The following is a 26910-nucleotide window of genomic DNA, read 5'->3' as shown; positions in this document are numbered from 1 at the left end:
CAACTGCTTGTGCTCGGACCGCTCGAGGCAAACCGCCCGCGCCTCACCGCGGAGAATCTTCAGGCCGCAGGAAGACGAGATGAGGTCTCGCGCCGCCTCAAGCGATGGCAGAGATGTCACCGTCGTCGAAGTAGATGGATTGATGGAGTCGACCGCCCAGAGCAGTGGCGTACTGGGCAAGCACGTCCTGCCCGGAAATCCTGCCTTGCTCGATCTGCGAAATGCGGCCCCTGGTGACCCCCATGCGCTGTGCGAGGGCCTGCTGGGTCAGCCCGCGACTCCGGCGAATCTCAGCAAGCCGACGCCCTCGCGCCTTGGCGAGGAATTCCTGCTTGCCTGCCTCGATGGCTTCCTCACCGCCGGCACGTTCGACATGCTTGGCACGAATGTCCTTCCAACGCACATACCCCATCACAATCTGCCCTCTTTCGCTTGCCGTTCCTTGAGGTAGATCTCGTAGTGCTGCTCGGCGAGCGGGACTGCCTTCGCATACCAGGCAGCCCATCGCCTGTCTTGTCACCCGCGACCAGCAGATTCCTGGGTTCCTGCTTGCAACAGAACCTTCGCTGAAGGGCCGCTCCACTGCAGTGTTCATCACACCAGCTGAGAGAATCGGCCGATGATCTCGCTGACGACCGAGCGGCTGCTCCTGCGTAGCCCAAACGAAGACGATATCGATCCGCTCGCCACGATGAACGCAGATCCGGAGGTCATGCGCTACATCGGCGACGGGTCGACGTTGCCTCTGGACCGCGATCGAACTGCGGCTGGGATCGCCCACGCTCAACGAGAATGGGAAGAGCGTGGCTTCGGCATGCTTTCCGTGATCGTGCGGGAAACTGGCCAGTTCGCCGGGTGGGTGGCACTGACTGTGCCGACCTTTCTTCCCGAGATTCTTCCTGCGGTGGAGATCGGGTGGCGTCTGAGTCGCCAGCATTGGGGTGCCGGCTACGCCACGGAGGCCGCTGGAGCAGTGCTGCGATTCGGGTTCATCGACTGTGGCCTCGATCGTGTCGTCAGCATCCGGCATGTCGACAACCTTCGCTCAAAGCGAGTCATGGACAAGATCGGTATGCGGTTCGGGATTGAGACCGTCGTGCCTGCGCACGGGCAACCTGTCGCAGTCCACGAGATCACCCGTGCTGACTTCGCTGCCATCGAGCTCACGACGACGGCTCCTTAGGATGACCTCACGCGGTAGTTCGTGGTGTAAGTCTACGTGCCGGGCCTGGTCACGGCTCACAGGTTCGGGCTGGGATGCCCAGCCCTGATGGCGAGGTACGCGGGTACGTCGGTTGGATGCAGACGGACCGTGCTCGCGATCGCGGCTGATGGTTCCTTGCCGAGCGCAACGACGATCTGGGTCGGGCATCTGTCAACACGCGTGGTAACTGGGCAAGGATGGGAGACCAGGGCGCCGTAGGCGCGGGGGGTGCGCCGGAGGCGCCTGGATGAGAGCGTCTGAGCTCCCTTGCGCGAAGCGCCCCGCGAAGACCTTTTCGCGCGCCGAAGGCGCGCACAGGAAGCACAGCCCGAGCGATAGCGAGGACCGTTCGGGGCGGGTCACAACAGGCAGCCACCCGGATGGGCAACGGGTGGGTGAGCTGTGGCCCACCTACCCGCGCCCTTCGATGGTGGAGCCTAGGAGATTCGAACTCCTGACTTCCTGCTTGCAACGGGAGGCGGTCACGCCCCGGAGAGGCTTCGGTCCTGCTCAGGCATGTGCTGAAGGACGTCAGGGTGAGCATCAGCGCGGCCCCGTTGCTGTACTTCTCTGCTGTACAGCAACCTCCGCGTCGCCCCGGGAAGCGGTCTCGCCCCGCATCCGGTCGCTCCCCACCCGCTATGGCCCCTTCGGGCTTGAGAGCGCGCTGGTGTGCTACGAGGTAGCACCGAATGGCACAACGCAGTAGACTTAAGGTGTGAGCACTCCCGAGCCTGACCACTCCCACGAGATATCTCAACGCGACCTGCGCAATCGGTCAGCGGAGATCATGGATGGACTGGAACGTGGGGAGCGGTACGCCGTTACCCGTAATGGCCATCACATCGGTGATCTGGTCCCGCTCCGCCGCCGGCGCCGGGCTGTATCGCGCGCGGAGTTCGCCGCCGTGTCGTGTGGCATGCCACGACTAGACGATCGTGAATATCGCCAGGACATGGACCGCCACGTCAATGACGATCTCTACGACCCCTACGATCGCGCATACGGTAGACGCGAGTTCGCGGAGGACGAGGGATGACCCATGCCCTGGGCCTGCTCGACACCAACATCCTCATCCTGCGCGCTGGCATCAATCCCGACGAGCTCCCCGATGAGATGATGATCAGTGCCATCACCACCGCGGAGCTCTCGGTCGGCGTCTTGGTGGCGACAGGGCCGCAGGAACTCGCCCAGCGGATGAAGATCCTGCAGACCGCCGAAGCCGAATTCGATCCACTCCCCTTCGACGACACCGCAGCCCGCGAGTACGGCCAGTTGTGGACGGCCGTCATCGCCTCAGGGCGCAAACCACGCCCCCGCACTGCAGATCTGATGATTGCCTGTGTGGCGATCGCGAACCGGCTCCCCCTGTACACCTGCAACCCTAGGGATTTCAAGGGTCTGGACCACCTGATTACGGTAGTTCCGGTCACTCGCCCCCAGTGAATTCCATAGGGGCCTTGTGGCAGCCGTGCAAGATGGAAAAGGCCACTTCCCGATCATAGGAAGTGGCCTTCTACGTGCAGTGGAGCCTAGGAGATTCGAACTCCTGACTTCCTGCTTGCAAATGGGAGCCCATCACCCCGTGGAGAGGCATTCGTTCTGGTCAGGCGGCAGGTACAGGCTGATGGCGTGTGATCACGTAAGCCGATGTTGCTGTACCTGCTGCTGTACATAGCCCCCGGACGGCCCTTCATGACCCCCATCAGCTCCCGTAGAGGGTAGGCAGGTCGACCAGAAGGAGGTCGTCGCGGCGGGCGGCCTGCTCGGTCAGGTCGGGGTAGAAGCCGTGCAGGGAGTACAGGGCCAGTGTGGTACCCGTGGTGTCGTACCCCTGATCGGTGAGCAGGCCGCGGATTCGCTCCAGGCGCTCCAGGTCGCCGGTCCCCCGGCGGGCGACGGTTGCCTTAGCCTCACCCAGGAGCGCGATCCTCGCCCGTGGGGCCTGCGGGCGCTCGCCCGCAGCCAGGGCGATGACATCGATCTCGTGCTTCGTACGGGCTGCGGGGTCGGCGACCTCGGTGGTGCCGACCGGACCCAGAAGCCCGCCGGGAAGCAGAATGTGGGCGTAGCGGCGGGTGAAGTCACGGGCGAGATCTTCGAAGTGCGGGCCGAGGATCTTGGAGTTGAAGGTCGGAGAGGCTTGCTGCCACACCTGCTCGGCAAATCCCTGCTCCACTGCGGTGGCCTGCGGCATGGTGATCAGCTGGTTGAAGCGGATGACCGGGTCAGCGAGCGTGATGACCGGGTGCCGGACGCGCAGGACGTCCTGCTCGCGCCGGACGTAGCCGGTGGACTCCAGGACGCCCAGCGGGTGGGCGACGGCGTTGCGCGGGCGTTCGAGCGCCGCGCCGATCTTGCTGGGAGTGGTGGCACCCTGGGCGATCGCGGTGAGGATGTCGTAGTACAGGGTGTGCTGCGTGATCCGCGGGTCCTCACGCAGTAGGTACTCGGTCTCGGTCCGCGAGTATACTGCTCGGCCCGGGTCAAGCAGGGTGCGGGTGAGCCAGATGTCGAAGCCGTCGTTCGGGTGCGGCCGGGCCGCCACCGGCCGGTACCCGGGAGCCCCGCCGAGAACCGCGTGGACCTTCAGTGCGGTGGACAGGTCCTCGATCTGCCAGAAAGCCCGGCTGTCTCGGTAGTCGAAGGCGCCTAGGCGCAAATCGACCACGGCACGGCCGCGCAGCGGCTTGGTACCCGAGAGCAGTTCGTGCATAACGCTCATCGCGGAACCGCACAGGATCAGCCGCGGCCCGGGGCCGACATCCGTCCGTGCACCGCGTTGGCGCTCGTCGTAGAGCTGCTGAAGCAGCCCCGGGATCTCAGGCGAGTGCTGAAGCAGATACGGCAACTCATCAATCACCAGAAGCGGATGCAGCGAACGAGCCGTCACATCAAGCGCGTTGGATAGAACATCACGCCAGTCGGTCAGACGCAGACTCCCCGGGCTCAGACCAGCATGGATGGCGACCGCATCGCTGAACCGTCGGATCGCCGGCAGCCGTCCCTCCTCCCGGACCGCCGTCACATACAAGCCGCCGACCTGCTCGGACAGCGCCTGCAAAAGGTAGGACTTGCCGTGCCGTCGACGCCCCGACACGATGCCGAGCCGCATCGCGGGATCCGGGTCGGTAAGAAAGTCCGCCAGCAGACTCCACTCCCGGCCCCGGTCGACCACGTCGTCCGGCTTGCTGAGCGGGCTCTTCCTCATCCGACCTCCATAAGCCGACCACGACGGAGTACGTCTAATCCTACTTCGACGAAAACCGTCGCACTCCATGTCTCCGGATCGAACACCGACATCGCAATCACGCTGTGACCAGGGCGATGACCAAGGAGCCTGAAAGGTTAGCTGCTTCCGGTCGGCACTGTCGCACTGAGCAAAGTCATCGCATTTCCGGCGCTCTGACCGGAAAATAGCCACCTGAGCCAGCGCGACAGCGGACCCCGACGCAGGATGGCGAGTCGGGGATCGGTATAGGTCAGCGGCTTGGTCAAGATGACGGTGAGTCCGAGAGCTTCGAGCCGGCGGACGTGGTTGCGGATCTTCTTGCCGGTGTCCAGCCGGTTGAGGTGGTAGTCCCATCCCAGGCCATGGAAGGTCGCACGGTCCGCGAGGAGATGCCAGATGATGGCCAGCAGCGAGCGGGCGACCTTGACGAGCGCGGAGCTTGCCATGGCGTTTGACGATGTTCTGGTCCACCACGTCCGCAAGGTGGCCTCAGAAGATTTCCTGAGCGAGGTCAGCGCCAGCGTGCTCATCCCTGCTGACTAATGGCACGTTAATGGCACGAACACCCCGTCACATGATCAGTGACGGGGTGTTTTAGCTGGTGGAGCCTAGGAGATTCGAACTCCTGACTTCCTGCTTGCAAATAGCTACGACGATCTTGTGTGATCTGCGTTGATGCTGCTCAGGGCAACGACCGCGTACCCCGTGACCACCCGCCGTTCCCCGCTGTTTCCCGTCCGATCGGGCACGCCACGGGCACGCTTGTCCCTGCGCGTACGCGCACGCCCTGCTGCCTGATCATCCCGTCTGCCGTCGGCCCGCCCGTAGGGGAAGCGGGCCAGGGCCACGGGTACCAGATGGAGCGCCCCACCGGACGAACGATCTGGTACCCGTGGCCCTGGTCTGCTCGGCTTGTCCCGGGTCGATGGCGGACGGGATGATCAGGGTTCCACCTCAGCCACCTACGACTGGTAGTGGTTGAGACGATCATCCCGGAGCCGGAGTGTCCCCGCCGGAGGCTGCTTTACTTCGAGCCGGGTTAGAGTGGAGCCGACGCTTCATCGGACACTAACTCCACATCCTTGTGAACGTTCGCCCGGTGCGAAGGGCCAAGCGCCGCCCACCTACCGCTACCTCGGGTGAACCACACCCAGTCAGAGAGGTGTGGTTTGCTGTGCCCGGATTCGTATCCTGGCTGCCTACCGGTGCCCTAGCAGGAGTAATTGGCTTCTTGAGCGTCTGGCTCATCCTCGGCGTTTATGCCATCCGTCGTGCTCGTCCGGAAGATCTTCCGGCGATTGTTCGGGCTCTGTCTCGCTGGGGCCGCAAGTAGCAGCGAGAGTGGGTCTCGCGATCGCGCGGCCCGAGGTCGGCGCGCGAGAACGGCCCCCAGGCCGCACGCGCAGCGCGTGCGGCCTCGGGCCGCGCGGCGGCGCGGAGCGCCGCCCCTTGATCCTTATAGGCCCAATTCGGCAAGCTCTGCGAGTGCCCGCTTCCACGGATAACTGGCGATGCGGTCGCCTCCGGAACTCGGCAGGTGAGGCTCGAACTGGCCGGGGCCGAGCAGGACGCGGATGCCTTCGGCGCGTAGGTCCTCAACACTGCGGCGGAAGGGTGCGCGGGAGGCCAGGGCGCTGTTGACGAACGGCAGGATCACGACGGGGATGCCGAGTCCTGGGGCCTCGGAGAGGATGCCCAGGGCGTAGGTGTCGGCGATGCCCTGGGCGAATTTGTTGATCGTGTTGTAGGTCGCGGGCGCGATGATGATGGCGTCTGCATGGGGGGATCGGGGTTCGCCTGGGTTGCGGTACTGGCTGCGGACGGGGCGGCCGGTCTGCTGTTCGAGCTGGGGTACGTCGATGAAGTTCAGCGCGGGTGGGGTGGCGATGAGCTGGACGGTCCACCCGTCGTCCTGGGCCAGGGTGACGAGGCGGCCGACGTCTCCGGCTGGTCCGGCGGCGCACACGATGATGTACAGGACCTTGCCGGGGTGGGTCACGCGCTGACTCCCAGGGACGCGGCGTATTCGCGGGCTTCGCGGCGCACGCTGATCGGTGCCGTCGCCAGGATGTCACGGACCAAACGGTGTGCTGCGGCGCGGCCGGTGATCTCCTCGGGGGCCAGGTCGCCGGCGGCCCGCAGGATGTGCAGGGCCTTGTCGTGCTGGTCGCGCATGAGGAACGCGCGGGAGGTGTCGAGCAGAAGGGTGGCCTTGCGCTCGTTGATCGGTAGCTGGTCGATCTCGACCTGCCGGGCGTGGTCGATGGCGGTGCCCGCGTCGCCGAGTCGCAGGGCGATGTTCACGCGGTGGCACAGGACGTTGTTCGGGCCGAACGCGGTCCACCGGTGGTTGCCTTCATGGCCGAGTCGCCTGCCTGCCTCGGCGGCTTCGTCGAGCAGTTCAGCGATGTTGTGGCGGTTGCCGCTGTGGGCGGCGGCGACGGCTCCCCGGAGCAGGAGTGAGCCGTAGATGGACAGTTCGTCGGGGGACGGATCGGTGAGGTCGGCGTCCATGCGGATGGCTGCCGTGCGGGCGGTGTCGGTGGCGGCGGTGTGGTGGCCACCGTCCATGAGGGCGTGGGTGATGATGCGGGCGCTTGAGCCGATCATGAGCGGGCTCTGACTGGCGTGGGCCGCTTGGACGCTGCGGTCGGCCGCGAGCCAGGCCAACCCCTTGTCCTCCTGCTTGAGCAGGATCGAGGCGGCGACGTGGTACGCCTCGGCAGCGAGGGCCTGGGCTCGTAGCCGGGCGTCTCCGTCCAGGACGGTACTGGCGGTGCGCAGCGTGCGCAGCAGGTCCGGCAGGTTGGTGGTCACCTGGGCGTATCGGCAGGCTTGGTAGTCCTGCTTGGCCGTGGTCACTGCGGCGGTGAGGGACGCGAGGTTAACCGGGCCGTCCGCCGGTACCGAATGATCTACGAGGACGGCGGCCAGGTGCTCGACGGGGCTGCCGCCCATGTCCGTCACGCCTTCCGATGGTCCAAGAACGGCATTGAATAATGCAGCTCCGGTAAGTCCGACGAATTCCCGGCGTCGCACGTCGTTCTCGTCCTCCCTCAGCGCGGTGAGATCTACGGGACGTGTCTCATTTGCGAGGTTAGCAACCTGGTCAGCGATAGGGAGGGGGGCCCGTGCCCCGGCGGCGCGATTTCTCCGGGTGCGGACGAAGCCCAGTTCATCGAGGTTCTGGCGCGTGACTTCCCTGATCGCGAGCCTGTACGGCTCGTGCGGCCACCTGACTTCCCCTGCCTCCCAGCGTCGGATGCGTTCTTCGTCGCAGGTCAGTCCATGTTTGACACCGTTGTCGCTGAGATTGATCAATCTCGCCAATTCCGTGCGCGTCAGTTCCGCTTCTTCACGCCATGTCCGGAGCTGCGCATTCGGTGTCGGCTTTGTCATGGTGGCTGCTTTCCGATGAGGGATCGAAAAGGGGGCAATTGGGGGGCCGAGTTAGAGGGTCCCGTTGAGCGGCTTTGCCGGTGGACTTGCCATCAACCAACAAGGTACGTCAGGCGGCTTTCCTCGATCACGAGGTATGCCGAATGGGCGAGGAGATGGCGACGGTGATCCGGCCAGACGAGACCAGCGAGGCCCGACCGTGCTCGGCATGTCGGGGACGCGGAGTGAAGTTACATGCCTCGCGGCGTGCACTGCTCGTGGCTGATGAGGACATCGAGTCGGTGATGGGTGGCGAACAGGTGTGTCTCGATTGCCTCGGAGACGGCCAGGCCGAAGGGAGCGGGGAGTGAATTCGATCATGCAGGTGATGCCCGAGATCATCAGGCAACAGGAGAATGCCCGAAAGCTGGTGCAACTACGGGATCAACTTGTGGGCCTCGGAGTGCGGGCTGAGTTGCGTGAGAACGACAGTACGTTGATGGTCCCTCGTCCCGAGCCGGGGCTGCCCGTCTGGGTGGTGATCGAGTACGCCGGGACCTTCTATGCGTGGGACAACAATCACCAGCGGCACCCTGTGCATGATCTCCAAGGTGCTGCGTTGGCACTGGTCGCGGTCGTGAGCCAGCGCGGCCGCTAGGACGGGCGCGGCGAGGTGGCAATCTCCGGTAGGAGAGCCTTGGAGGGCCTTTCCCGCCTTGTCGCGTCTCAGCTCCCCGGCAGACAGCACTTCGTCCATTCCGGGCGGTCCCCAGGTCCGAAGCGCCCACCGCCCGTGACTGTCTGCCGGGGTCTTCCCTTTTCCGGGGACGGTACATGGCGAACCCATGGACAGCGGGTGGTGGGGCGCTCTAGGCTCCACTTAGTCAATCAACCTGTTGGGTGCAGGACGGTCGTCATGTCACTAGAGTCCGTGCCGCCGAAGTACGCACAGCTTGTGCAGAACCTTCAACGGCGAATCGAGTCGGGAACCTACCCTCCGGGGTCGCTCCTTCCCAGTGAGAACCAACTGATCCAGGAGTTCGGGGTATCCCGGCCGACCGTGGTCGCCGCGCTGCGCGTCCTGCGCGAGCAGGGATGGATCGAGTCCCAGCAGGGCAAGGGGCGCTTTGTGCGTGGTCGTCCGGCGCTCGCGTCGGCGGAACGAACCCGGCCGGGCCAGGCGTACCTCATGGCCCCTGAGACCGACACGGATGGCGAGGTGATCGAAACCGGCGCGGTCACCGCGCCCAATCGGGTGACGGCGCTGCTCGATCTGCCCGCCAAGAGTAGGGCGTTCCTGCGTAGAAGGCTGATCACACGGGACGGTGAGCCGACAGAGGTCGTGTCACTCTGGCTGCCCTCGGAGCTGTCACAGGGCACCGACCTGACCAGTGCCGGCCCTCTGTCTCAAGGACTGCGCGAGCATCTGCATGCGCGCAAGGGCGTGCGCTTCGATCATGTCGTTGAGCAGATCATCGCCCGGATGCCGACCACTGCCGAGACCAAGCAGCTCGGCATGCCGAAGAACGTGCCTCTGCTGGTGGTCTTCGGAGTAGTGCGCGATGCGTCGGGGCGTCCGCTGGCGCTGGTCGAGGTACTGCTGCCTGCGGATCGGCATGAGCTGGAGGACGCCTATCCAATCGGTTAGCAGAGTATTCCCTAGAGAGCCCGCATAGGCACTTGACCTATCAAGCGGGCTCTCTTTATTGTCGAACTACTTGATAGGTTAAGTGCCTATCACTCGACAGGAGGAACAACATGGCCTTACAAGGTCCGATCCCCGTCGCCTTCCAACAGGTCTTCCCCGCCGGGTGCTACGCCGTGGGCGAGGTCGAGCCGGTACGCGACTTCGACGCCTCCACGAGCGGCCGGGAGGTTCAGGCTCGCGACAAGCAGACCAGTGAGCCGGTCTGGCAGATCGCGGTCATGGACGCCGACCCCACCGTCAAGGCGTCGCAGAAGACGGTCGCGGTCAAGATCGTCTCCGCGATCCGGCCGGTGCCTCCGGCGGCGATGTCCGGGCTGCCGTTCACTCCGGTGGAGTTCGACGGCATGACCGTCACACCGTACGTCAACCAGCAGGGACGCCTGGCGTACTCGATCAGGGCGCGGGAGATGCGAACGCCCCGTCCGGCCACCCGGCACGCCGCCACGAGCCGAGAGGACGCCGCGTGATGAGCAACCGGAACAAGCGGCCCACGAGCGTGATCAACCTCAACACCTCGGCCGGTGCCCGGGCCGAGAACCGCCCGTACCGGCTGCGCACGCCGGTGCTCCTGCTCGACTTCGGTACCACGTCGGTGCTGGTCACCACCTCCGCACCCACGCGCGTCACGGCGGATGACGTGGAGTTCGCCCGTCAGCTCGCCGAGCAGGCGGCCCGATTCGCCACGTCGGTGGAGCGGATGTTCTACCGGGGCATTCCGTCCGGGACGGCGGTGACCGAGCAGTGAACGACCAGCCGTACACCTACGTCACGATGTCGCTGCGGCCGGACTCCACGCCACACGTCGGCGTCTCGTTCTACATCTCCGGGCTGCGGGTCAACGCGGGGACGCTGGTCGGCAACCCCCGTCCGTACCTGGAGTTCAGCTCCCGCGAGGCCAACGTGCACATCTCCACCACCGGGGCCGGGCCGGTCACCGACGCCGACCTGTCCACCGCTCGCGAGATCTTCAACGCCGCCGCTCGCTACCTCGCCGACTGCGAGCGACTGCACACCGACCAGGCCACTGACGCGGCGGCCTGAGCCACGTAAGCGGGGCCGCCAGAAGCGGCTACTTCCGGCGGCCCCTCCGGTTCTCCCCTGATTCCGCAATCACGAGAGGCACCAAGCTTATGTTCAAGCGGCTTCCCGGTGACGAGGCGCGCAACCTGGTCACCACGACTCCTGACACGGCGGTCGTGTTCCGTCCGGCCGTCGTCACCACTCCTGCCATCCTCACCATCCTCATCCTGACCTGTCGGCTGGTGATGAGCCTGATCCGCAACGCGTGGCGACACCCCATCGCCATGACGGTGCTGGCCGTACCGTCCGTGCTGCTCGGCGTGTACGGCTGGCGCGTCGCCCTGCTGCTGTCCGCTCCCATGCCCTCGGGCTTCATCGCCTGGGCGCTGGTCGATCGTGCCTCCTTCATACGGCTCGTCGGTCGGCGGCTGCTCGCCTGGTGGCGGCTCGTCTGGGTCTACCGTCGCCACTGGCAACCGGTCATGATCGTCTCTGGGCTCGGCAGGCACCTGCGTGGCCGTGATTACCTGCCTCGGCTCCTCAAGGTCACCTGTACGGCGTGGGCCGACCAGGTCACTGTGCGCATGCTGGACGGGCAGGCCGTCAAGGACTGGGCCGACCGCATCGAACACCTGGCGCACGGGTTCGGCGCGTCGTCCTGCCGCGTCTCGGTCGTCAAGGCGGGTCGGCTGGTGCTGACCTTCCCTCGGCGCGATCCGCTGGCCACACCCCTGCCAGCGATCCCGATCCCGGACGCGCCCACCGTGGGGCCGGTCGAGATCGGCGTCCAAGAGGACGGGTCGCCCTGGCTACTCAACGTGCACGGCACGCACGAGCTGGTGGCCGGTGCTACCGGGGCGGGCAAGGGCTCGATCATCTGGTCAACGATTCGCGGGCTGCTCCCGGCCGTGCGGGCTGGCCTGGTCGAGCTGTGGGCGCTGGATCCGAAGCTCATGGAGCTGTCGTTCGGTCGCGCCCTGTTCGACCCTCGGTACGCGGCCACCCCAGAGGAGTGCGCGGAGCTGTTGGAACAGGCCGTCACGGTCATGCAGGAACGCGCCGACAGGTTCGGCGGCAACCAGCGCTCGCACACACCCACCGTCCAAGATCCGTTCGTCCTGGTGATCGTCGATGAGGTCGCGTTCCTGACCGCCTACCAGGCCGACCGGGACCTGAAACGACGCATCTCCGCTGCCCTGGCCACCCTGACCACGCAGGGCCGTGCGGTCGGCCTCGGCGTGCTGGCCGCTCTCCAGGACCCTCGCAAGGAGGTCATGAACATCCGCAACCTGTTCCCCGACAAGATCGCGCTACGGCTCGACGAGTCCGAACAGGTGGACATGGTCCTCGGTGACGGTGCCCGTGAGCGGGGCGCACTTGCCGATCAGATTTCCCCGGATCCTCTCCTGGGCGCGGGCGTCGGCTACGTCCGGCTGGAGACCTCCCCGGAACCCGTACGGGTGCGCGCGGCGTACGTCTCGGACGCCGACATACACGCCATGGTCAAGGCGTACGCCCCGGCGGGCGGTGAGACGCGATGACGGCCCTGGCCCACTTCCTGGACGGGCTGCGCTGCGCCTCCTGCCTGACCCTCAACGCCCTGTGGCTCGACCAGGCGCGGGCCGTGGTCGAGTGCCGCGAGTGCGGACAGTCGGCGCTCCTGTTCCCCGAGATCGACGAGGAGGACGGTCGATGACACCTCGCGCATTACGGATGTCGCGACCCCTGGCCCGTGAGGTGGCCGAACAGGTCGCTATCCAGCACGGGGTATGCGTCCGGCCCGTCGCGCTCAAGCGGCTCGACACCCACACCGGACAGACCGACATCATCGACGTGCCGTGCGGTGCCACCCTGGAGACCCTGTGTCCCCCGTGCGCCAGACGGAACCGACACCTGCGGGTCGCCCAGTGCCGGGAAGGCTGGCACCTGGACGCCGAACCGATCACCACGCCCAGCGAACCCAACGAGGAACAACGCTGGCTGATCGAGTTCCGGGCCGACGCGCAAGCCCAGCGCGACACCGCCGAGCGGGCCGGCCAGGACACCACCGACCTCGACGCGGTCATCATCGGTCTCGACGCGGAGATCAACGCGGCCGGGATGCGCGGCAACGTGCTGGCCAGGGCGACGTCCAAGCGCAACCGCTCGACCAGACGGCGGCAGGACGCCCCGGACCTGCCCCGGCGCAAGATGACGAACACCACCCTGGGACGGACCTTCACCAGCTCGGACGGCAAGGTCTACCGGCCCTCACTGTTCGTCACGCTGACCCTGCCGTCCTACGGCAAGATCCGCGACGGCGTGCCCGTCGATCCGGACTCCTACGACTACCGGCGGGCGGCTCGGGACGCGCTGCACTTCTCCAAGCTGGTGGATCGCTTCGTGCAGAACCTACGCCGCGTCGCGGGCTACGACGTGCAGTACTTCGCCACCGTCGAACCACAGAAGCGGCTGGCCCCGCATCTGCACATGGCTGTCCGGGGCACCCTGCCCCGCGCCGAGATCCGGCAGATAGCGGCGGCCACCTACCACCAGGTGTGGTGGCCTGCGGCTGACGAGGTCCTGTTCGACGGCGAACACCTGCCCGTCTGGGACAACGGTGCGGGCTACCTCGACCCCTGCACCGGGGAAGTGCTCCGGAGCTGGGACCAGGCCCTCGACGAGACGGCCGAACCGCTGCACGTCGTCCGCTTCGGCGATCAGGTCAACGTGCAAGGCGTGCTGTCAGGCACCCCGGACGCTGACCAGTGCATCCGCTACCTGTCCAAGTACCTGACCAAGTCCCTCGGTGACAGCCTCGACCCCGACCAGCCGACGCAGCGAGAGCACGCCGAACGGCTGGCGGCGGCCCTGCGGTTCGAGCCCTGCTCGCCCACCTGCGCCAACTGGCTGCGCTACGGCATCCAACCGAAGAACGCCAAACCCGGCATGCTCCCCGGCCGGTGCCGGGGCAAGGCCCACAAGCCCGATCACCTCGGCTACGCGGGCAGGCGCGTCCTGGTCTCCCGCAAGTGGTCGAACAAGACCCTGGCCGAACACAAGCAGGACCGCCGCACCTGGGTCCTGGAAGCCCTCGGCCAGACCGACGAACCCACCGACCCCCACCGCTACCTCTGGAAGCCCGTCCCGGCCGGCGACGCCAACGTCCCCCCGCTGGCCGTGCGGCTCCTCCGCGCGGTGGCCGAACGACAACGCTGGCGCGCTCACATGGCCGAACTCCAGGCGCAGGCGGATGGCCTGGTTCTTTCGGCAACCGAGAACACGGGGAGGGCAGCATGACCTCTGTGCTCCCCGACTGGGCTCGGGGCCGGTTACTCACCGTGGAAGAGGCCGCCGAACGGCTGAACACCTCGATCCGCTTCCCTCGACGCCTGATCGAGGAACGGAGGATCGCCTTCGTGCACGTCGGACGTAACGTCCGCATCCCGGAAGCCGCCCTTGAGGCGTTCATCGCCGCTGGGCTCGTCGAGCCGATCACCAGACGCCGTAGGAGGGCCGCGTAATGGTCAGGACCGCACTCGCCACACCTGAGGAAGAACCGCGCCGCACCCGTAAGAGGAAGCCTCAGAAGCGGCGCTTCGGACGCGTCCGGCAACTGCCGTCCGGCCGGTTCCAGGCTCGGTACGCCGGGCCTGACGGTGTGGACCGCCCTGCCCCGGAGACCTTCGCCACCAAGACCGACGCTGAGGTCTGGCTGACCAGGATCGAGGCTCGAATCCTGGAAGACGAGTGGATCGACCCCGACGCCGGGAAGATCGCTTTCGGCAAGTACGCGCGGGACTGGATCGCCGAACGCCCCGGCCTGCGTCCTCGAACCGTCGAGCTGTACGGCTACCTCCTTCGTAAGCACCTCGGCCCCACTTTCGAGGACAGATCCCTCGCCGAGATCAAGGAACCGCACGTGCGGCGCTGGCGGAAGCAGCTCCTCGACCAGGGCGTCAGCGCGGTCACGGTCGCCAAAGCGTACCGGCTCCTGAAAGCGGTTCTCACGACGGCTGTCGATGACCAGGCCATCAAGCGGAACCCCTGCCGGATCAAGGGCGCTGGTCAGGAGGAGTCCCCCGAGCGTCCGGTGCTCACGGTGGCTCAGGTCTATCGGATCGTGGAGGTGATCGAGCACCGGTACAGGGCCCTCGTCCTACTGGGGACGTTCGCCAGCTTGCGATGGGGCGAGATCACCGGACTCCAGCGTCAGGATCTCGACCTGGACGCGGGAACCGTCCGGGTGGATCGCCAGTTGATCCAGATCACGGGGAAAGGGCTGATCTTCACACCGCCCAAGTCGAGAGCCGGGAAACGAACCGTGGTGATCCCTGACCTGATCATCGACGAGCTACGGGCGCATGTGAAGGACTTCACCCAGGACGGGCCAGAGGGGTTGGTGTTCGCCGGTCCCGACGATGGTCCGATTCGCAATACCAACTTCAACCGGCGTGTCTGGGGCAAGGCGCTCAAGGACGCAGGCGTGCCGAAGATCCACTTTCACGACCTGCGACACACGGGCAACACGCTCGCTGCCAACGCGGGCGCGTCCATCCGGGATCTGATGACCCGCATGGGGCACGCCAGCACCCGCGCCGCGATGATCTACCAGCACTCCACCGACGAGCGGCAACGCGAGGTGGCGCAGAAGCTCAACAAGCTGGCTCGCGGGGCACTCGACGGCCCATCGGGCACGCAACGGGCACGGGACGAAAAATAGCCCTCAGGAAGATCAAAAGCCCAGGCCGATGACCTGGGCTTTTGTATGCGTGGAGCCTAGGAGATTCGAACTCCTGACTTCCTGCTTGCAAAGCAGGCGCTCTGCCAACTGAGCTAAGGCCCCTTCGACGAAGATAGCTTACCGGGCGGAGGAAGCTACCTGCGTCGTACCAAGGTCATCGCTCAGAATCAGGTTCGGGAAGTCGGCGATCGAGTCGAGGATGTGGGTGGCGCCGCCCTTCAGGAGGCGTTCTCGGCTGTGAACGCCCGTCATGACGCCCGCCACGATCGAGGCTCCCGCCCGTTTCCCGCAGAGCATGTCGCTCTCCGAGTCGCCGATGACGGCTACCTGGCGTACGTCGGGGACCCCCAGCCGGAGTACGGCGTGGAGGACCATGTCGGGCCAGGGGCGGCCGCGGCCGCCGGCGTCTTCGGGGGAGATGGCCAGGTCGATCTTGTCGTGCCAGCCCAGGACGCTCAGGACGCGGCTCAGGGTGGTACGGCTGAAGCCGGTGATCAGGGCGAGCTTGATGCCGGTGCCGCGGAGCTTGTCGAGGACCTCCAGGACTCCGGGCACGGGGACGAGACCTGCCCGCTCCAGCGCTCCCTCGTAGGAGCGCTCGAACGTCAGGTTCGCCGCCTGGGCCTGGGCCTCGTTGCCGGGGAAGATCCCACGGAAGACATCGATCTTGGGGCAGCCCCGGGACCGGTGCACGTGAACCATGGCACGCGCGTACGCTCCGGTCCCGGGCACTATGCCCTGGGTCGCGATCGCCTCGGCGAAGGCGCGCTCGACCATGGCGATGTCACCGACTGTGGTGCCTGCCAGGTCCAGGCACGCCAGCTTGATGGGGACGACGTCACTCATCGCCTCGCCGGTCGGTTAGTTCTCGCTACCGGTCGCCTCGGTCCAGAGATCGAGCTCTGCGCGGTCGGCCTGCACCTTACGCCAGATCAGCAACCCCCCGAGGGCGATCAGCGCCAGAACGAGCAGCTTCTTCACGGTGTGACCCCACTTCTTCGACGGTCTCACCTGCCGGGGTGAGACCCAACGGTTGACAAGCAGCCTAGCAAGGTATGGCTGCGGTCCCTGTGTTGTGCACAGACCAGATGGGCCGAATGTGTGGCCCATCTGGGACAACAGCTCGATCATGCCAAATATCCAGCCTGGATGCGCACGCCACCCGGCCCATGCTGGGAGGTTGGTGGAGGGGGATCGAGCCGGAGTTGACATACCCCGAGGGGGTACATCATGTTGCCGATACCCCCAGGGGGTACAGGATGTGGAGGGGTGGCGGGGCGTCGTCAGGCGCGGGTCATCCGTATCCAGAAGAGACGAGAGAAACGTGACCCGAATCTCATGGCAATTGGGTCCTGATACCCTAGGGGGGTAAGGTGTTTAACTCGAGGCAGAGACTAGAGACAGCGGAACGAAGCGCGCGACACAGCCACAGGGAGACAGCGATGAGCGGCACCACCAGCGCCACCTACACCGTCAACGGCATGACCTGCGGCCACTGCGTGAGCTCCGTCAAGGAGGAGGTCGGTGAGGTCGCCGGCGTCACGAACGTCGAGGTGGACCTGGCCACCGGCCTGCTGACCGTCGGCAGCGAAGTTCCCGTCGACCGGGCGAAGATCGCCGCGGCGGTCGAGGAGGCCGGATACGAACTGGCGGATCGATCATGAACACGGCCGCCAAGCTCGGCTCGTACGCCCTCGGCCTGGCCGTCGTCTTCGGCGGCGCCCTGGGTGTGGGCAAGGTGGTGAACCCAACCTCCGCGGGTACGGTCGCAGCCCCGCCCGATGCCCGTACGGGAGACGGCCAGACCGAGGCTCATGCGGGAGACGGCCAGCCCGACACGCATGCAGGCCACGCCGCCCAGCCTGAGGGCCATGCGGGCGACGGCCAGTCCGAGCAGAAGCAGCAGACCAGCAATACCCCCGGGGGGCTCCAAGTGTCGCAGGACGGCTACACACTCAACCCGATCACCTCGATCACGACCGGCGTTCCCACCGACTTCAAGTTCACCGTGATCGGCCCCGACGGCAAGCCGGTCACCGGCTACCAGGTCGAGCACGACAAGAAGCTGCACTTCATCGTGGCCTCCCGCGACCTGACGAGCTTCCAGCACCTGCACCCCGAGATGACCCCCGACGGCACCTGGTCGGTCAAGCTGACGGTGCCCAAGGCGGGCGCGTACCGGGCGTTCGCCGACTTCGCCCCCACGGGCGGCGAGAAGCTCACGCTCGGCGCCGATCTGCAGGCCGCGGGCGACTACCGGCCCGAGCCGCTGCCCCACGTCAGCCGTACGGCGGCGGTGGACGACTACACGGTCAACCTGGCCGGCGACCTGGTCCCTGGGCAGTCGAGCAAGCTCACGCTGACGGTCAGCAAGGACGGAGAGCCGGTCACCGACCTGGAGCCCTACCTTGGGGCGTACGGTCATCTGGTGGCCCTGCGGGCAGGGGACCTCGCGTACCTGCACGTACACCCGGAGGAGAGCGAGAAGGCCGGCCCCGAGATCACGTTCTACGCGGAGGCGCCCAGCCGCGGCGACTACCGCCTGTTCCTCGACTTCAAGCATGAGGGCAAGGTCCGTACGGCGAGCTTCACCGCCACGGCCACCCTGTCGGACGGGCACGCCCCCTCCGCCACCCACGACCACAGCCACTGACGAACGAGCCCGCGCGAAGAAAGGAGAGGTGATGTCTTCCCTGGGCGGAACCACCGAGGACAGAGCTGTCGAGCTCACGATCGGCGGCATGACGTGCGCGTCCTGCGCGAATCGGATCGAGCGCAAGCTGAACAAGCTGGACGGTGTGACGGCGACGGTCAACTACGCGACGGAGAAGGCGCAGGTCACCTTCCCGGACGGGATCGAGCCGGAGCAGTTGGTGGCGGAGGTGGAGAAGGCCGGGTACACGGCCGAGCTGCCCGCCGCCGTCCCGCAGACGCCCGCGCCTGAGGAGGAGCCCGCCGATCAGTTGCGGCAGCGGCTGATCGTAGCGGTGGTGCTGTCGGTGCCGGTGGTGGCGATGGCGATGGTGCCGGCGCTGCAGTTCACGAACTGGCAGTGGTTTTCGCTGACGCTGGCGGCGCCGGTGGTGGCGTACGCGGGCTGGCCGTTTCATCGGGCGGCGTGGACGAATCTGCGTCACGGTGCGGCCACCATGGACACGTTGATCTCGGTGAGCACGCTGGCCGCGCTGGGCTGGTCGGTGTGGGCGTTGTTCTTCGGCACGGCGGGCACGCCCGGCATGACGCATCCGTTCGTGCTGAGCATCGAGCGCAGTGACGGGGCGGGCAACATCTATCTGGAGACGGCGGCGGCGGTGACCGCGTTCATCCTGGCCGGCCGGTATTTCGAGGCGCGGTCCAAGCGGCGGGCCGGGGCTGCGTTGCGGGCGTTGATGGAGCTGGGCGCGCGGGAAGTGGAGCTGGCCGATGGCCGGCGGATGCCGGTCGATCGGCTGGCGGTGGGTGATCGGTTCGTGGTGCGGCCGGGGGAGAAGATCGCCACTGATGGGGTGGTGGTGGAAGGGTCCTCGGCGGTGGACGCCTCGTTGCTGACGGGTGAGTCGGTGCCGGTGGAGGTGCGGCCGGGGGATGCGGTGACCGGGGCGACGGTGAACGCGGGCGGCCGGTTGGTGGTGCGGGCCAGCCGGGTCGGCGCGGACACGCAGTTGGCGCAGATGGCGCGGCTGGTGGAGGAGGCGCAGACCGGCAAGGCGCAGGTGCAGCGGCTGGCCGACCGGATTTCCGGGGTGTTCGTGCCGATCGTGATCGCGTTGGCGGTGGGCACGCTGGGGTTCTGGCTGGGTAGCGGGGGCGGGGTGGGGGCGGCGTTCACCGCGGCGGTGGCGGTGCTGATCATCGCGTGCCCGTGTGCGTTGGGACTGGCTACGCCGACCGCGTTGCTGGTGGGGACCGGGCGGGGTGCGCAGCTGGGCATTTTGATCAAGGGGCCGGAGGTGCTGGAGTCGACGCGGCGGATCGACACGATCGTGCTGGACAAGACCGGCACGGTGGCCGAGGGCCGGATGAGCGTGATCGGCGCGCATCTGGCCGCCGGGGAAGAGCGCGGACAGGTGTTGCGGCTGGCCGGGGCGTTGGAGCAGGCCTCGGAGCACCCGATCGGCCGGGCAATTGCCCGCGAAGCCCGCGCACAGACCGGCACGCAGACTGGTGCGCAGGCTGGCGTGGAGACTGGCACGGGAGCTGGCGTGAAGGCTACTGCGGAGGCTGGTGCGCAGGCTGGCGCGGGAGCCGATGCGGGGGCCGGTGCTGGGGCCGGCGCGCAGGCCGATGCGGAGGCCGGGGGCGAGAGCCTGGCGGGGGTGGAGAGCCTGCCGGGGGTGGAGGACTTCGCCAACGTCGAGGGGCTGGGCGTGCAGGGTGTGGTGGACGGGCATGCGGTGCTGGTCGGCCGCCCTCGGCTGCTGGCCGAGTGGTCCCAGCACCTGCCCGCCGAGCTGGAGCAAGCGCTGACGGCCGCGCAGGAGCAGGGACGTACCGCGGTGGCGGTGGGCTGGGACGGTAAGGCGCGGGCGGTGCTGGTGGTGGCCGATGTGGTCAAGCCGACCAGCCGTGAGGCGATCGAACGGCTGCGCGCGCTGGGCCTGGCGCCGGTGCTGCTGACCGGCGACAACCAGGCGGTGGCCGAGACCGTCGCCAAGGAGGTGGGCATCGATGAGGTGATCGCCGAGGTGCTGCCCGCTGACAAGGTGGAGGTGGTCAAGCGGCTGCAGGCCGAGGGCAAGGTGGTGGCGATGGTCGGTGACGGGGTCAACGACGCTGCCGCGCTGGCTCAGGCGGACCTGGGGCTGGCGATGGGCACCGGCACGGACGCCGCCATCGAGGCGAGCGACCTGACGCTGGTGCGGGGGGATCTGCGGGTGGCGGCCGAGGCGATCCGGTTGTCGCGGCGCACGCTATCGACGATCAAGGGGAATCTGTTCTGGGCGTTCGCCTACAACGTGGCCGCCCTGCCGTTGGCCGCGCTGGGGCTGCTGAACCCGATGATCGCAGGTGCGGCGATGGCGTTCTCAAGCGTGTTCGTGGTCAGCAATAGCCTGCGCCTGCGCCGCTTCACGTGAAACACAGACCGAACGTGAAACCCGGGCCGAACGTGAAGCGGGAGCCGGACGTGAAGCGGGAGCCGGACGTGAAGCAGGGGCCGAACGGGAGCCACAGGCCCAGTTGACGGCCGGCGCCATCACAACGCCCGCCGTCATGAACATGGCGCCCACCACCAGCCACCCCACCGTCCCCCCACCGAGCACGAGCGTGGTCAGCACGACCGGCCCCAGCATCCTGGCCACCGCCACCCCGGTGCCGAAGAAGGCCTGATATTGCCCCTGACGCTCATCGGGCGCCAACGAGAAACCGATTTCCCATGATCCCGACGCCAGCAGCATCTCCCCCGTAACGAGCAACGCCGCCCCCGCCAACAGGAACCCCCACCCGTACGAGCTGAGCGCGAACACCCCACAGGCCAGCAACATCAACACCCCGGCCTGCCGCATCGCCGTCTTGGCGTCCCGCAGTCCCCGGACCCGCCCGGCCACCCGCACCTGGAAGATCACCACCCCACCGGTGTTCACCAGCAGCAGCACGGACACCACCCAGGTGGGCGCGTCGGTACGCGAGGCCACCCACAGCGGCACGACGACGCTCAGCAGCGGCATGTAGAACAGCATCACCGCGTTGATCAACGTCACGAGCGCGTAGGGCCGATCGCGCAGGACGGCCAGCCGGGGCCCGGCCGGAGCGGGCGCGGGACGTACGGCGGGCAGCCGGAGCAGCAGGACGGCGGCGCCGAGGAAGGTGAGCGCGTCGAGCACGAACACCGCCAGGTACCCCTCGCGGGTGCCGAGGTGCAGCGCGAGCCCGCCCAGCGCAGCCCCGGCGGCCAGCCCTGCGTTCAGGGTGGCCTGGAGCGTCGCCCGTACGCGCGTCCGGGAGGCGGGCGGGACGAGGGCGGCGAGCAGGGCCTGGCGGGCGGCGGACAGCCCGGTCTGCGCGGTGCCGTACAGGCAGGCCACCAGCGCGAACGCGGCGAACGAGCGGGCGAACAGGAAGCCGCTGACCGCGACGGCGGTGGCGACGGCGAGCAGCACCGCGACGCCGCGCGGCCCGCGCCGGTCGGCGAGGTGGCCGAGCGGCACGCCGGCCACCGAGCCGACGGCCCAGCCAAGCGTGAGGCCGAGGCCGATCTCGGTGGCCGACAGCCCGACGATGCCGGCGAAGTAGAACGCGGAGGTGACGAGGTAGACGCCGTCCCCGATGGAGCTGACCAGCTGCGCAAGTGCCAGGCTTCGCCCGCATTCAGCCGGGTGGCGGCCTCGGTCCACGCCGAGAGACATCCGTTCGGTCATGCACTCATGATGAATCCGCATTTGTCCCGAGATAAGCTCCAATTTCCGGCGAGTTGATTGGGCCAAGATGGACGTGCACATCAGCCTCGACGGCCGCCGTGACCTGGCCGCACAGGTCTACCGGCAACTCCTCGACGCGATACTCGACGGCCGGCTCAGGGAGGGCGAGCGGCTCCCCCCGACCAGGGAGCTGGCCCGCCGCCTCGACCTCTCCAGGAACACGGTCGCCCTCGCCTACGACCGCCTGGTCGCCGACGGCTTCCTGGTGGGCCGGGCGGGTGCGGGCACGTTCGTGTCGGGAGCGCAGGTCAGGGGCAGGGCCGCGCCGCGCGGCGTGGTCCGCCCGCGCCCGGTCTGGGACGATCTGACGCCTCCAAGCAGGATGGCCCCGGCCAGGTACGACTTCCGCGTCGGCATCCCCGACGCCCGCCTGTTCCCCATGGAGACCTGGCGCCGCTTGGTCGCCCGCGAGCTGCGGACGAGCGCGGCCGGCTACGGCGACCCCGCCGGGCACGAGCCGCTGCGCGAGGCGATCTCCCGCCACATCGGCCTGAGCCGCTCGGTCCACGCGGGCGCGGGCGACGTGCTGATCACCAACGGCGCCCAGCAGGCGCTCGACCTGATCGGCCGTGTCCTGATCGAGCCGGGCGCCGTCGTGGCCGTCGAGGAGCCGGGCTATCCCCCGGCCCGCCTGCTGTTCCGCTCGCTCGGCGCCCGGGTCGCCGGTGTGCCGGTGGACGCGGAGGGCATCGACGTGGCAGCGATCCCCCGGGCCGCCAAACTCGTGTACGTGACGCCGTCGCACCAGTTCCCGCTGGGCACGCCCATGTCGCTGGCCCGTCGCGCCGCCCTGCTGGCCTGGGCGGAGCGCCGGCGGGCGGTGGTGATCGAGGACGACTACGACAGCGAGTTCAGGTTCGGCGAGCGCCCGCTGGAGCCGCTGCAGAGCCTCGACAGGGCGGGGCGGGTGATCTACGTGGGCTCGTTCTCGAAGACCCTGCTCCCCATGCTCAGGCTGGGCTTCCTGGTGGCCCCGGCCTCGCTGGCGCCGGCGCTGACGGCGGCCAGGTACCTGTCCGACTGGCACGGCGAGCTGCCGACGCAGGCGGCGCTGGCCCGCTTCATCGACGAGGGATTGCTGGCCAGGCACATCAGGAAGGCCACCCGCGAGTACGCGGCCAGGCACGCGCTGATCGCCGAGGCGCTGGCCGCCGACGAGCGCGTGCGGCTGGTGCCGTCCACGGCGGGCCTGCACCTGTGCGCGCTGGGCGCGTCCGTACGTCCTGCGCCCGGCCTCGCGGTCGAGGCGCTGGAGGCGTACTGCGGCCAGGACCCACCGCAGCGTGGCCTGGTGCTGGGGTACGGCGCGATCGGCACAGATGCCGTCCCCGAGGGGCTGCGCCTGCTCAGATCACGGATGTCGGCGGGTCCAGAACCGGCGGCTGCGCTCCCCTGACAGCTCGGGGTCGTCGGGCGGCGACGGCTGCTGCACGATCACGACGGTCGTGCGGGCGTGCCGCGCGCAGTACATGCTGGTCGAGGGCAGGAAGATGCGGCTGAGCAGGCCGCGGCGGCCCCGCCCGAGCACCAGCAGGTCGCCTTCCCTGGCCAGGTCGACGAGGTGGTAGCCGGGGTCGCCGACCCGGCCCACCACGAACGTCCGCACGTCGTCGGGCACCCCGCCGGCGACGTCCTCGAACACGCTGGTGATCACCTCGGTGCAGCGCGCCTCCTCGCCCGCCCTGACGGCGTGCTGTACGGGCAGCGCCTCGGGAAAGGGGTGGACGGGCGCGCGGCTGACGTGCACAGCCACCAGAGCCATCCGGTGCAGCCTGGCCGCGCCGATGGCCCAGGCCAGCGCCCAGCGCGCGGCCGGGGACTCGTCCACACCGACGATCAGCCGCGCACCGCCGGGCAGATCCTGTTCCACGGTGCCTCCTGTCGAAGTACGACCATAGTGCGCCACCACGCTGGTTACCGGGAGGTGGCAATTTGCGAACTCTGGAGTCCCGTCCGAATGCGGGCATAGCATGCGGGGGTGGAGCGCGGGTGGGTGCGCCCCCGTCCCGCCCTCGACCGGCGGCTCGACGGGGCGCTGACACACAGGCTCACCTGCCTGGTCGCCACCACGGGCTACGGCAAGTCCACGGCGCTGGCCGGCTGGGGCCCGGCGGTGGGCGCGGTGCTGCACCGGCTCGGGCCCGCCGACCGCGACCTGCCGACGCTGGCGGGCGCGGTGGCCGCGGCGCTGTCGGCGAAAATGCCCGACCTGCCCGCCGACCTGGTGACGGCTGCGGCGGCGCCGCTCGGCCCCGACGCGGACGAGCTGTCCAAGGCGGCGGCGCTGGCGGGCGCGCTGACGGAGGCGCTGGTCACGCGGTCGCGGCGCGGGCTGGTGCTGATCTTCGACGGCATCGAGGCCATCGCGGGGGCGCCCGGCCCCGTCCGGTACGTGGAGACGCTGGTCCGCGCGGCGCCCCGGCACCTGCACCTGGTGACGGCGTCGCGGGCGCCGCTGCCGTTCCCGACCGCCCGGCTGCGCCAGGACCACGAGGTGCTCGACCTCGACGCCACCGACCTCGCGCTGACGCCTGACGAGACCGCCGCCTGGGTCCGCGACCTGCTGGGCGAGGCGGGCGCGGGCATCGCCGCCGAGCTGCACCGCACGTGCGGCGGCTGGCCCGCGGCGGTGCAGGCGGCGCTCGACGCGCTGGCCCGCGGCGACCCGGCCACCTGGCGCGGCACCGTGGCCGGTCTGGCGGCGAACTCGGCCACGCTCGAACGCCTCACGCTGGCCGCGTTCAAGGACCTGCCCGCGGCCATGCGCGAGCTGCTGCGCGCGGCCACCGTCCTGCCGGTGCTCACGCCGGGCCTGGCGGCCACGCTCGGCGCGCCTCCCGACACCCTGGACGCGCTCGCCGCCCGCGGCCTGTTCCTCGAGCCGGAGCCCGACGGCCACCGGCTCACCTCGACGGCCGGCACCGTACTGGCCAGGAACCTGCCGCTGGACCGGCACGAGGCGCACGACGTGGCGGCCGTCGCCGCCCGCTGGTACGTCGCGCACGACCGCCCCGAGCTGGCCCTGCGCGCCGCAGTCGCGACCGCCCATCCGGCGCTGGCGGCCACGCTGCTCGACGGGCACGGCGCGGCGCTGGCCGAGCGCGGCGACGTGCTCGCCGCGCTGGAGCTGTTACCCGAGCCTGCCAGGCGCGCCCCGCCGATGCTCAAGCTGGCGGGCATCGCCGAGCAGAACCGCGGCCACTGGACCCGCGCCCGCGTGCTGCTCGCCGAGGCCGCCGAGGGGCCGGGGTTCGACGCGTCCGTGGCCAGGCGGCTGGCCTTCATCGACCACATGCGCGGCGACCTCGACCGGGCGCTGCCCATGTACGAGCGGGGCCACGCCCACGGCCTGCCGCCCGCCGACGCCGCCATGTGCGCCGCGTCCATGGCCTCGGTGCACTGGCTGAAGGGCGACCGCGCGGCCTGCGCCGAGCTGGCGGACCGGGCGCTGGAGCAGGCCATGAGCCTGGGCGACGCGAGCGCGCTGGCCATGGCGAACACCGTCCTGGCCATGCTGGCCGCACTCGACGGCGACCGCCGCGCCAACGACGCCTACTACCTGCGCGCCCTGTCCTACGCCGAGCGGGCCGGCGACCTGGTGCAGCTCATCCGCATCCACGCCAACCGGGCCTCCCGTCATCTGGACGAGGCCGCGTACGCGGAGGCGCTGGCGGAGACGGAGATCGCCGGCCGGCTGTCGGACCTGGTGGCGTTCGCCCCGTTCGCCGCGCTGAACGTCGCCAACCGCGCCAAGGCCCTGATCGGCCTGGGCCGGCTGGAGGAGGCGGCGGCCGAGGCGGCGGACGCGGCGGCCAGGTGGGAGGCGATGGGCTCCGGGCTGACCGGCGCCGGGCTGAACCGGCTGGCCGCCGTGCACGCCCTGCGCGGCGACCGTAGGGCGGCGGCGGCCCTCTACCGGCAGGTCATCGCGCGGGCGGAGCCGTCGGGCGAGGTGCAGGCGCTGTCGCAGGCGCTCAATGGGCTCGCCGAGCTGCTGGCCGCCGACGACCCGGAGGAGGCCACGAAGATCGCGGTGCGGGCGTTGCGGCACGTGGACGGCATCTCCGGGGTGTCCGCCAGGGTCGCGGCAGCCCGGGTGGCACTGGCCGCGGGCGAGCCAGGGCGCGCCAGGACGCTGCTCGACGAGGCCGAGCCGGCGGCGAACGACCGCAGGGACCACGCCGCGCTGGCCGCCGTCGCGGAGCTGCGCGCCCGGCTGGACGGCGACGCCAAACTCGCCGACGAGGCCGTGCGCAGGTGGGCGGCTGTCGGCGACCCGATCGGCCGGGCCAGGGCCGAGCTGGTCAGGGCCGCACTGGCCGACCCGGCGACCGGCGGCGAGGTGGCCGCCGGCGTGCGTGAGCGCATGCACGCGATCGGCTGCCGGGCGCTCGACGACCTGATCGACGCCCTGGTGGCCCGCGCCGGTCCCCCGCGCGGGGCGAAGCTCGTGATCGAGACGATGGGAACGTTCCGGGTGCTGCGCGGCTCGGTGCCCGTCCCGCGCACGGCGTGGCAGTCGCGCAAGGCCCGCGACCTGCTGAAGATCCTGGTCAGCCGCCGGGGCGGCGCGATCGGCAGGGAGCGGCTGGTGGAGATCCTCTGGCCGGAGCAGGAGGGCGAGGCGGTCGGGCTGCGGCGGCTGAACGTCATGGTGTCCACGCTGCGTGCCGTGCTGGACCCGGAGCACGCCTGGCCCGCCGACGAGTTCGTGGTGTCGGACGAGGGCGCGTTGCGGCTGGAGCTGTCCGGCGTCGAGGTGGACGTCGAGACGTTCCTGGAGCTGGCGGCCCAGGCGTCCCGGCTGGAGCAGGCGGGCAGGCAGGCCGAGGCGCTGGCCCGGTGGGCGGCGGCCGAGAGCGCGTACGGCGGCGAGTTCTGCGAGGAGGACCCGTACGCGGACTGGGCGGTGGGCCTGCGCGAGCAGCTCAGGCTGGCGTACGTGCAGGCGGCGGCCAGGCTCGCCACGGCGCGGGCCGGCGACCGCCGCTACGACGAGGCCGCCCGCTACTGGCTGCGGCTGCTGGAGCGCGACCGCTACGACGAGCGGGCCCACCTCGGCCTGGTCCGCGTCCTCGACCTGGCCGGGCGCAGGGGAGACGCCCGCAGGCGCTACCGCCTCTACGCCGAGCTGATGCGCGAGCTGGAAGTCGAGCCGGCGCCCTACCCGGCCTGAGCTGAAGGTGAAGCCCGCGCCCTTTCCTGCCTGAGCCGATGCGCGAACCGGAG

The 26910-nt window shown here is 68.8% G+C and carries 27 protein-coding genes and 1 tRNA gene; 18 read left to right on the top strand and 10 right to left on the bottom strand.

All coding sequences use genetic code 11. From position 1 onward, the window contains the following. Positions 1 to 97: 97 nt before the first annotated feature. Positions 98 to 412 carry a helix-turn-helix domain-containing protein gene (locus ABD331_RS19350; protein ID WP_344477212.1) on the bottom strand — a complete coding sequence of 105 codons (315 nt, stop codon included), beginning with the start codon at positions 410 to 412 and terminating at the stop codon, positions 98 to 100. 207 nt (positions 413 to 619) lie between these two features. Here ABD331_RS19350 and ABD331_RS19345 point away from each other — a divergent pair, with 207 nt between their 5' ends. The 3 genes from ABD331_RS19345 (at position 620) to ABD331_RS19335 (ending at position 2650) form a co-directional block, all read left to right on the top strand. Next, positions 620 to 1183: a GNAT family N-acetyltransferase gene (locus tag ABD331_RS19345; RefSeq protein ID WP_344476604.1), complete on the top strand. Its 564-nt coding sequence runs from the start codon at positions 620 to 622 to the stop codon at positions 1181 to 1183. 739 nt (positions 1184 to 1922) lie between these two features. Then, complete coding sequence (locus ABD331_RS19340) at positions 1923 to 2243, top strand: type II toxin-antitoxin system Phd/YefM family antitoxin (RefSeq protein ID WP_344476603.1); 321 nt, start codon at positions 1923 to 1925, stop codon at positions 2241 to 2243. Next, on the top strand, positions 2240 to 2650 hold the full coding sequence (locus ABD331_RS19335) for a type II toxin-antitoxin system VapC family toxin (protein WP_344476601.1): 411 nt from the start codon (positions 2240 to 2242) through the stop codon (positions 2648 to 2650). Before ABD331_RS19340 ends, ABD331_RS19335 begins: the two co-directional genes overlap by 4 nt. Positions 2651 to 2909: 259 nt before the next feature. Here the strand turns inward: ABD331_RS19335 and ABD331_RS19330 are convergent, their stop codons facing one another. From ABD331_RS19330 to ABD331_RS19315, 4 genes are all read right to left on the bottom strand, one after another. Then, positions 2910 to 4415, bottom strand: a complete 1506-nt coding sequence (locus tag ABD331_RS19330) for an ATP-binding protein (RefSeq protein WP_344476599.1) — start codon at positions 4413 to 4415, stop codon at positions 2910 to 2912. 137 nt (positions 4416 to 4552) lie between these two features. Then, positions 4553 to 4966, bottom strand: coding sequence for a hypothetical protein (locus tag ABD331_RS19325; RefSeq protein WP_344476597.1), 414 nt, complete (start codon positions 4964 to 4966; stop codon positions 4553 to 4555). A 926-nt stretch (positions 4967 to 5892) separates the two neighbouring features. Further along, positions 5893 to 6435 (bottom strand): flavoprotein, encoded by a 543-nt coding sequence (locus ABD331_RS19320; RefSeq protein ID WP_344476595.1) that lies wholly within the window; start codon positions 6433 to 6435, stop codon positions 5893 to 5895. Further along, positions 6432 to 7835, bottom strand: coding sequence for an XRE family transcriptional regulator (locus tag ABD331_RS19315; RefSeq protein ID WP_344476592.1), 1404 nt, complete (start codon positions 7833 to 7835; stop codon positions 6432 to 6434). Before ABD331_RS19315 ends, ABD331_RS19320 begins: the two co-directional genes overlap by 4 nt. 346 nt (positions 7836 to 8181) lie before the next feature. Here ABD331_RS19315 and ABD331_RS19310 point away from each other — a divergent pair, with 346 nt between their 5' ends. From ABD331_RS19310 to ABD331_RS19265, 10 genes are all read left to right on the top strand, one after another. After that, positions 8182 to 8472, top strand: coding sequence for a hypothetical protein (locus tag ABD331_RS19310; RefSeq protein WP_344476591.1), 291 nt, complete (start codon positions 8182 to 8184; stop codon positions 8470 to 8472). Between the two features lie 258 nt (positions 8473 to 8730). Then, positions 8731 to 9462 carry a GntR family transcriptional regulator gene (locus ABD331_RS19305; protein ID WP_344476590.1) on the top strand — a complete coding sequence of 244 codons (732 nt, stop codon included), beginning with the start codon at positions 8731 to 8733 and terminating at the stop codon, positions 9460 to 9462. 110 nt (positions 9463 to 9572) lie between these two features. Then, positions 9573 to 9989: a plasmid replication, integration and excision activator gene (locus ABD331_RS19300; protein ID WP_344476589.1), complete on the top strand. Its 417-nt coding sequence runs from the start codon at positions 9573 to 9575 to the stop codon at positions 9987 to 9989. Next, positions 9989 to 10267: a hypothetical protein gene (locus ABD331_RS19295; protein WP_344476587.1), complete on the top strand. Its 279-nt coding sequence runs from the start codon at positions 9989 to 9991 to the stop codon at positions 10265 to 10267. Before ABD331_RS19300 ends, ABD331_RS19295 begins: the two co-directional genes overlap by 1 nt. Then, a complete protein-coding gene (locus tag ABD331_RS19290; RefSeq protein ID WP_344476585.1) occupies positions 10264 to 10563 on the top strand; it encodes a hypothetical protein in 300 nt (99 codons plus the stop codon). The genes ABD331_RS19295 and ABD331_RS19290 overlap by 4 nt, the downstream gene beginning before the upstream one ends. Before the next feature lie 89 nt (positions 10564 to 10652). Next, positions 10653 to 12083 (top strand): FtsK/SpoIIIE domain-containing protein, encoded by a 1431-nt coding sequence (locus tag ABD331_RS19285; protein WP_344476583.1) that lies wholly within the window; start codon positions 10653 to 10655, stop codon positions 12081 to 12083. After that, complete coding sequence (locus ABD331_RS19280; RefSeq protein ID WP_344476581.1) at positions 12080 to 12238, top strand: hypothetical protein; 159 nt, start codon at positions 12080 to 12082, stop codon at positions 12236 to 12238. The genes ABD331_RS19285 and ABD331_RS19280 overlap by 4 nt, the downstream gene beginning before the upstream one ends. A 17-nt stretch (positions 12239 to 12255) precedes the next feature. After that, on the top strand, positions 12256 to 13821 hold the full coding sequence (locus ABD331_RS19275) for a replication initiator (RefSeq protein ID WP_344476578.1): 1566 nt from the start codon (positions 12256 to 12258) through the stop codon (positions 13819 to 13821). Then, complete coding sequence (locus tag ABD331_RS19270) at positions 13818 to 14045, top strand: excisionase family DNA-binding protein (RefSeq protein ID WP_344476577.1); 228 nt, start codon at positions 13818 to 13820, stop codon at positions 14043 to 14045. Before ABD331_RS19275 ends, ABD331_RS19270 begins: the two co-directional genes overlap by 4 nt. After that, entirely contained in the window at positions 14045 to 15244 is a 1200-nt protein-coding gene (locus ABD331_RS19265) for a tyrosine-type recombinase/integrase (protein WP_344476576.1), read from the top strand. The genes ABD331_RS19270 and ABD331_RS19265 overlap by 1 nt, the downstream gene beginning before the upstream one ends. A gap of 50 nt (positions 15245 to 15294) precedes the next feature. On the opposite strand, the gene ABD331_RS19260 is transcribed toward ABD331_RS19265, so the two are convergent. From ABD331_RS19260 to ABD331_RS19250, 3 genes are all read right to left on the bottom strand, one after another. Beyond that, positions 15295 to 15367: transfer RNA gene (locus tag ABD331_RS19260), tRNA-Ala, on the bottom strand. Between the two features lie 15 nt (positions 15368 to 15382). Then, positions 15383 to 16111: an HAD-IA family hydrolase gene (locus tag ABD331_RS19255; RefSeq protein WP_344476575.1), complete on the bottom strand. Its 729-nt coding sequence runs from the start codon at positions 16109 to 16111 to the stop codon at positions 15383 to 15385. A gap of 15 nt (positions 16112 to 16126) precedes the next feature. Continuing rightward, positions 16127 to 16246, bottom strand: coding sequence for a DLW-39 family protein (locus ABD331_RS19250; RefSeq protein ID WP_020542320.1), 120 nt, complete (start codon positions 16244 to 16246; stop codon positions 16127 to 16129). A 461-nt stretch (positions 16247 to 16707) separates the two neighbouring features. On the opposite strand from ABD331_RS19250, the gene ABD331_RS19245 reads away from it, so the two are divergent. The 3 genes from ABD331_RS19245 to ABD331_RS19235 are packed head-to-tail and all read left to right on the top strand — an operon-like array spanning position 16708 to position 20340. Beyond that, entirely contained in the window at positions 16708 to 16929 is a 222-nt protein-coding gene (locus ABD331_RS19245; protein ID WP_344476574.1) for a heavy-metal-associated domain-containing protein, read from the top strand. Then, positions 16926 to 17918 (top strand): hypothetical protein, encoded by a 993-nt coding sequence (locus ABD331_RS19240; RefSeq protein ID WP_344476572.1) that lies wholly within the window; start codon positions 16926 to 16928, stop codon positions 17916 to 17918. The genes ABD331_RS19245 and ABD331_RS19240 overlap by 4 nt, the downstream gene beginning before the upstream one ends. A 31-nt stretch (positions 17919 to 17949) precedes the next feature. Next, positions 17950 to 20340 carry a heavy metal translocating P-type ATPase gene (locus ABD331_RS19235; protein WP_344476570.1) on the top strand — a complete coding sequence of 797 codons (2391 nt, stop codon included), beginning with the start codon at positions 17950 to 17952 and terminating at the stop codon, positions 20338 to 20340. Here the strand turns inward: ABD331_RS19235 and ABD331_RS19230 are convergent. Further along, on the bottom strand, positions 20290 to 21621 hold the full coding sequence (locus tag ABD331_RS19230; RefSeq protein ID WP_344476568.1) for an MFS transporter: 1332 nt from the start codon (positions 21619 to 21621) through the stop codon (positions 20290 to 20292). The two genes, ABD331_RS19235 and ABD331_RS19230, sit on opposite strands and share 51 nt — an antisense overlap. A 67-nt stretch (positions 21622 to 21688) precedes the next feature. On the opposite strand from ABD331_RS19230, the gene pdxR reads away from it, so the two are divergent. Further along, entirely contained in the window at positions 21689 to 23077 is a 1389-nt protein-coding gene (gene pdxR, locus ABD331_RS19225; protein ID WP_344476566.1) for a MocR-like pyridoxine biosynthesis transcription factor PdxR, read from the top strand. On the opposite strand, the gene ABD331_RS19220 is transcribed toward pdxR, so the two are convergent. Next, positions 23033 to 23551, bottom strand: a complete 519-nt coding sequence (locus ABD331_RS19220; protein WP_222871934.1) for a universal stress protein — start codon at positions 23549 to 23551, stop codon at positions 23033 to 23035. The two genes, pdxR and ABD331_RS19220, sit on opposite strands and share 45 nt — an antisense overlap. A gap of 108 nt (positions 23552 to 23659) precedes the next feature. On the opposite strand from ABD331_RS19220, the gene ABD331_RS19215 reads away from it, so the two are divergent. Further along, entirely contained in the window at positions 23660 to 26857 is a 3198-nt protein-coding gene (locus tag ABD331_RS19215; RefSeq protein WP_344476562.1) for an AfsR/SARP family transcriptional regulator, read from the top strand. Positions 26858 to 26910 lie beyond the last annotated feature (53 nt).

The organism is Nonomuraea monospora, assembly GCF_039531895.1.
Classification (GTDB): domain Bacteria; phylum Actinomycetota; class Actinomycetes; order Streptosporangiales; family Streptosporangiaceae; genus Nonomuraea; species Nonomuraea monospora.
This window is presented reverse-complemented; position numbering and strand designations above follow the sequence as displayed.

Excerpts from the sequence above, each read along its gene's own strand:
- ABD331_RS19275 (WP_344476578.1), top strand. The coding sequence starts at position 12,256 with ATGTCGCGACCCCTGGCCCGTGAGGTGGCCGAACAGGTCGCTATCCAG.
- ABD331_RS19265 (WP_344476576.1), top strand. The coding sequence starts at position 14,045 with ATGGTCAGGACCGCACTCGCCACACCTGAGGAAGAACCGCGCCGCACC.
- ABD331_RS19230 (WP_344476568.1), bottom strand. The coding sequence starts at position 21,621 with ATGACCGAACGGATGTCTCTCGGCGTGGACCGAGGCCGCCACCCGGCT.
- ABD331_RS19330 (WP_344476599.1), bottom strand. The coding sequence starts at position 4,415 with ATGAGGAAGAGCCCGCTCAGCAAGCCGGACGACGTGGTCGACCGGGGC.
- ABD331_RS19285 (WP_344476583.1), top strand. The coding sequence starts at position 10,653 with ATGTTCAAGCGGCTTCCCGGTGACGAGGCGCGCAACCTGGTCACCACG.
- ABD331_RS19315 (WP_344476592.1), bottom strand. The coding sequence starts at position 7,835 with ATGACAAAGCCGACACCGAATGCGCAGCTCCGGACATGGCGTGAAGAA.
- ABD331_RS19270 (WP_344476577.1), top strand. The coding sequence starts at position 13,818 with ATGACCTCTGTGCTCCCCGACTGGGCTCGGGGCCGGTTACTCACCGTG.
- ABD331_RS19280 (WP_344476581.1), top strand. The coding sequence starts at position 12,080 with ATGACGGCCCTGGCCCACTTCCTGGACGGGCTGCGCTGCGCCTCCTGC.
- ABD331_RS19235 (WP_344476570.1), top strand. The coding sequence starts at position 17,950 with ATGTCTTCCCTGGGCGGAACCACCGAGGACAGAGCTGTCGAGCTCACG.
- ABD331_RS19335 (WP_344476601.1), top strand. The coding sequence starts at position 2,240 with ATGACCCATGCCCTGGGCCTGCTCGACACCAACATCCTCATCCTGCGC.
- ABD331_RS19345 (WP_344476604.1), top strand. The coding sequence starts at position 620 with ATGATCTCGCTGACGACCGAGCGGCTGCTCCTGCGTAGCCCAAACGAA.
- ABD331_RS19305 (WP_344476590.1), top strand. The coding sequence starts at position 8,731 with ATGTCACTAGAGTCCGTGCCGCCGAAGTACGCACAGCTTGTGCAGAAC.
- ABD331_RS19245 (WP_344476574.1), top strand. The coding sequence starts at position 16,708 with ATGAGCGGCACCACCAGCGCCACCTACACCGTCAACGGCATGACCTGC.
- ABD331_RS19295 (WP_344476587.1), top strand. The coding sequence starts at position 9,989 with ATGAGCAACCGGAACAAGCGGCCCACGAGCGTGATCAACCTCAACACC.
- ABD331_RS19325 (WP_344476597.1), bottom strand. The coding sequence starts at position 4,966 with ATGAGCACGCTGGCGCTGACCTCGCTCAGGAAATCTTCTGAGGCCACC.
- ABD331_RS19255 (WP_344476575.1), bottom strand. The coding sequence starts at position 16,111 with ATGAGTGACGTCGTCCCCATCAAGCTGGCGTGCCTGGACCTGGCAGGC.
- pdxR (WP_344476566.1), top strand. The coding sequence starts at position 21,689 with ATGGACGTGCACATCAGCCTCGACGGCCGCCGTGACCTGGCCGCACAG.
- ABD331_RS19240 (WP_344476572.1), top strand. The coding sequence starts at position 16,926 with ATGAACACGGCCGCCAAGCTCGGCTCGTACGCCCTCGGCCTGGCCGTC.
- ABD331_RS19300 (WP_344476589.1), top strand. The coding sequence starts at position 9,573 with ATGGCCTTACAAGGTCCGATCCCCGTCGCCTTCCAACAGGTCTTCCCC.
- ABD331_RS19350 (WP_344477212.1), bottom strand. The coding sequence starts at position 412 with ATGGGGTATGTGCGTTGGAAGGACATTCGTGCCAAGCATGTCGAACGT.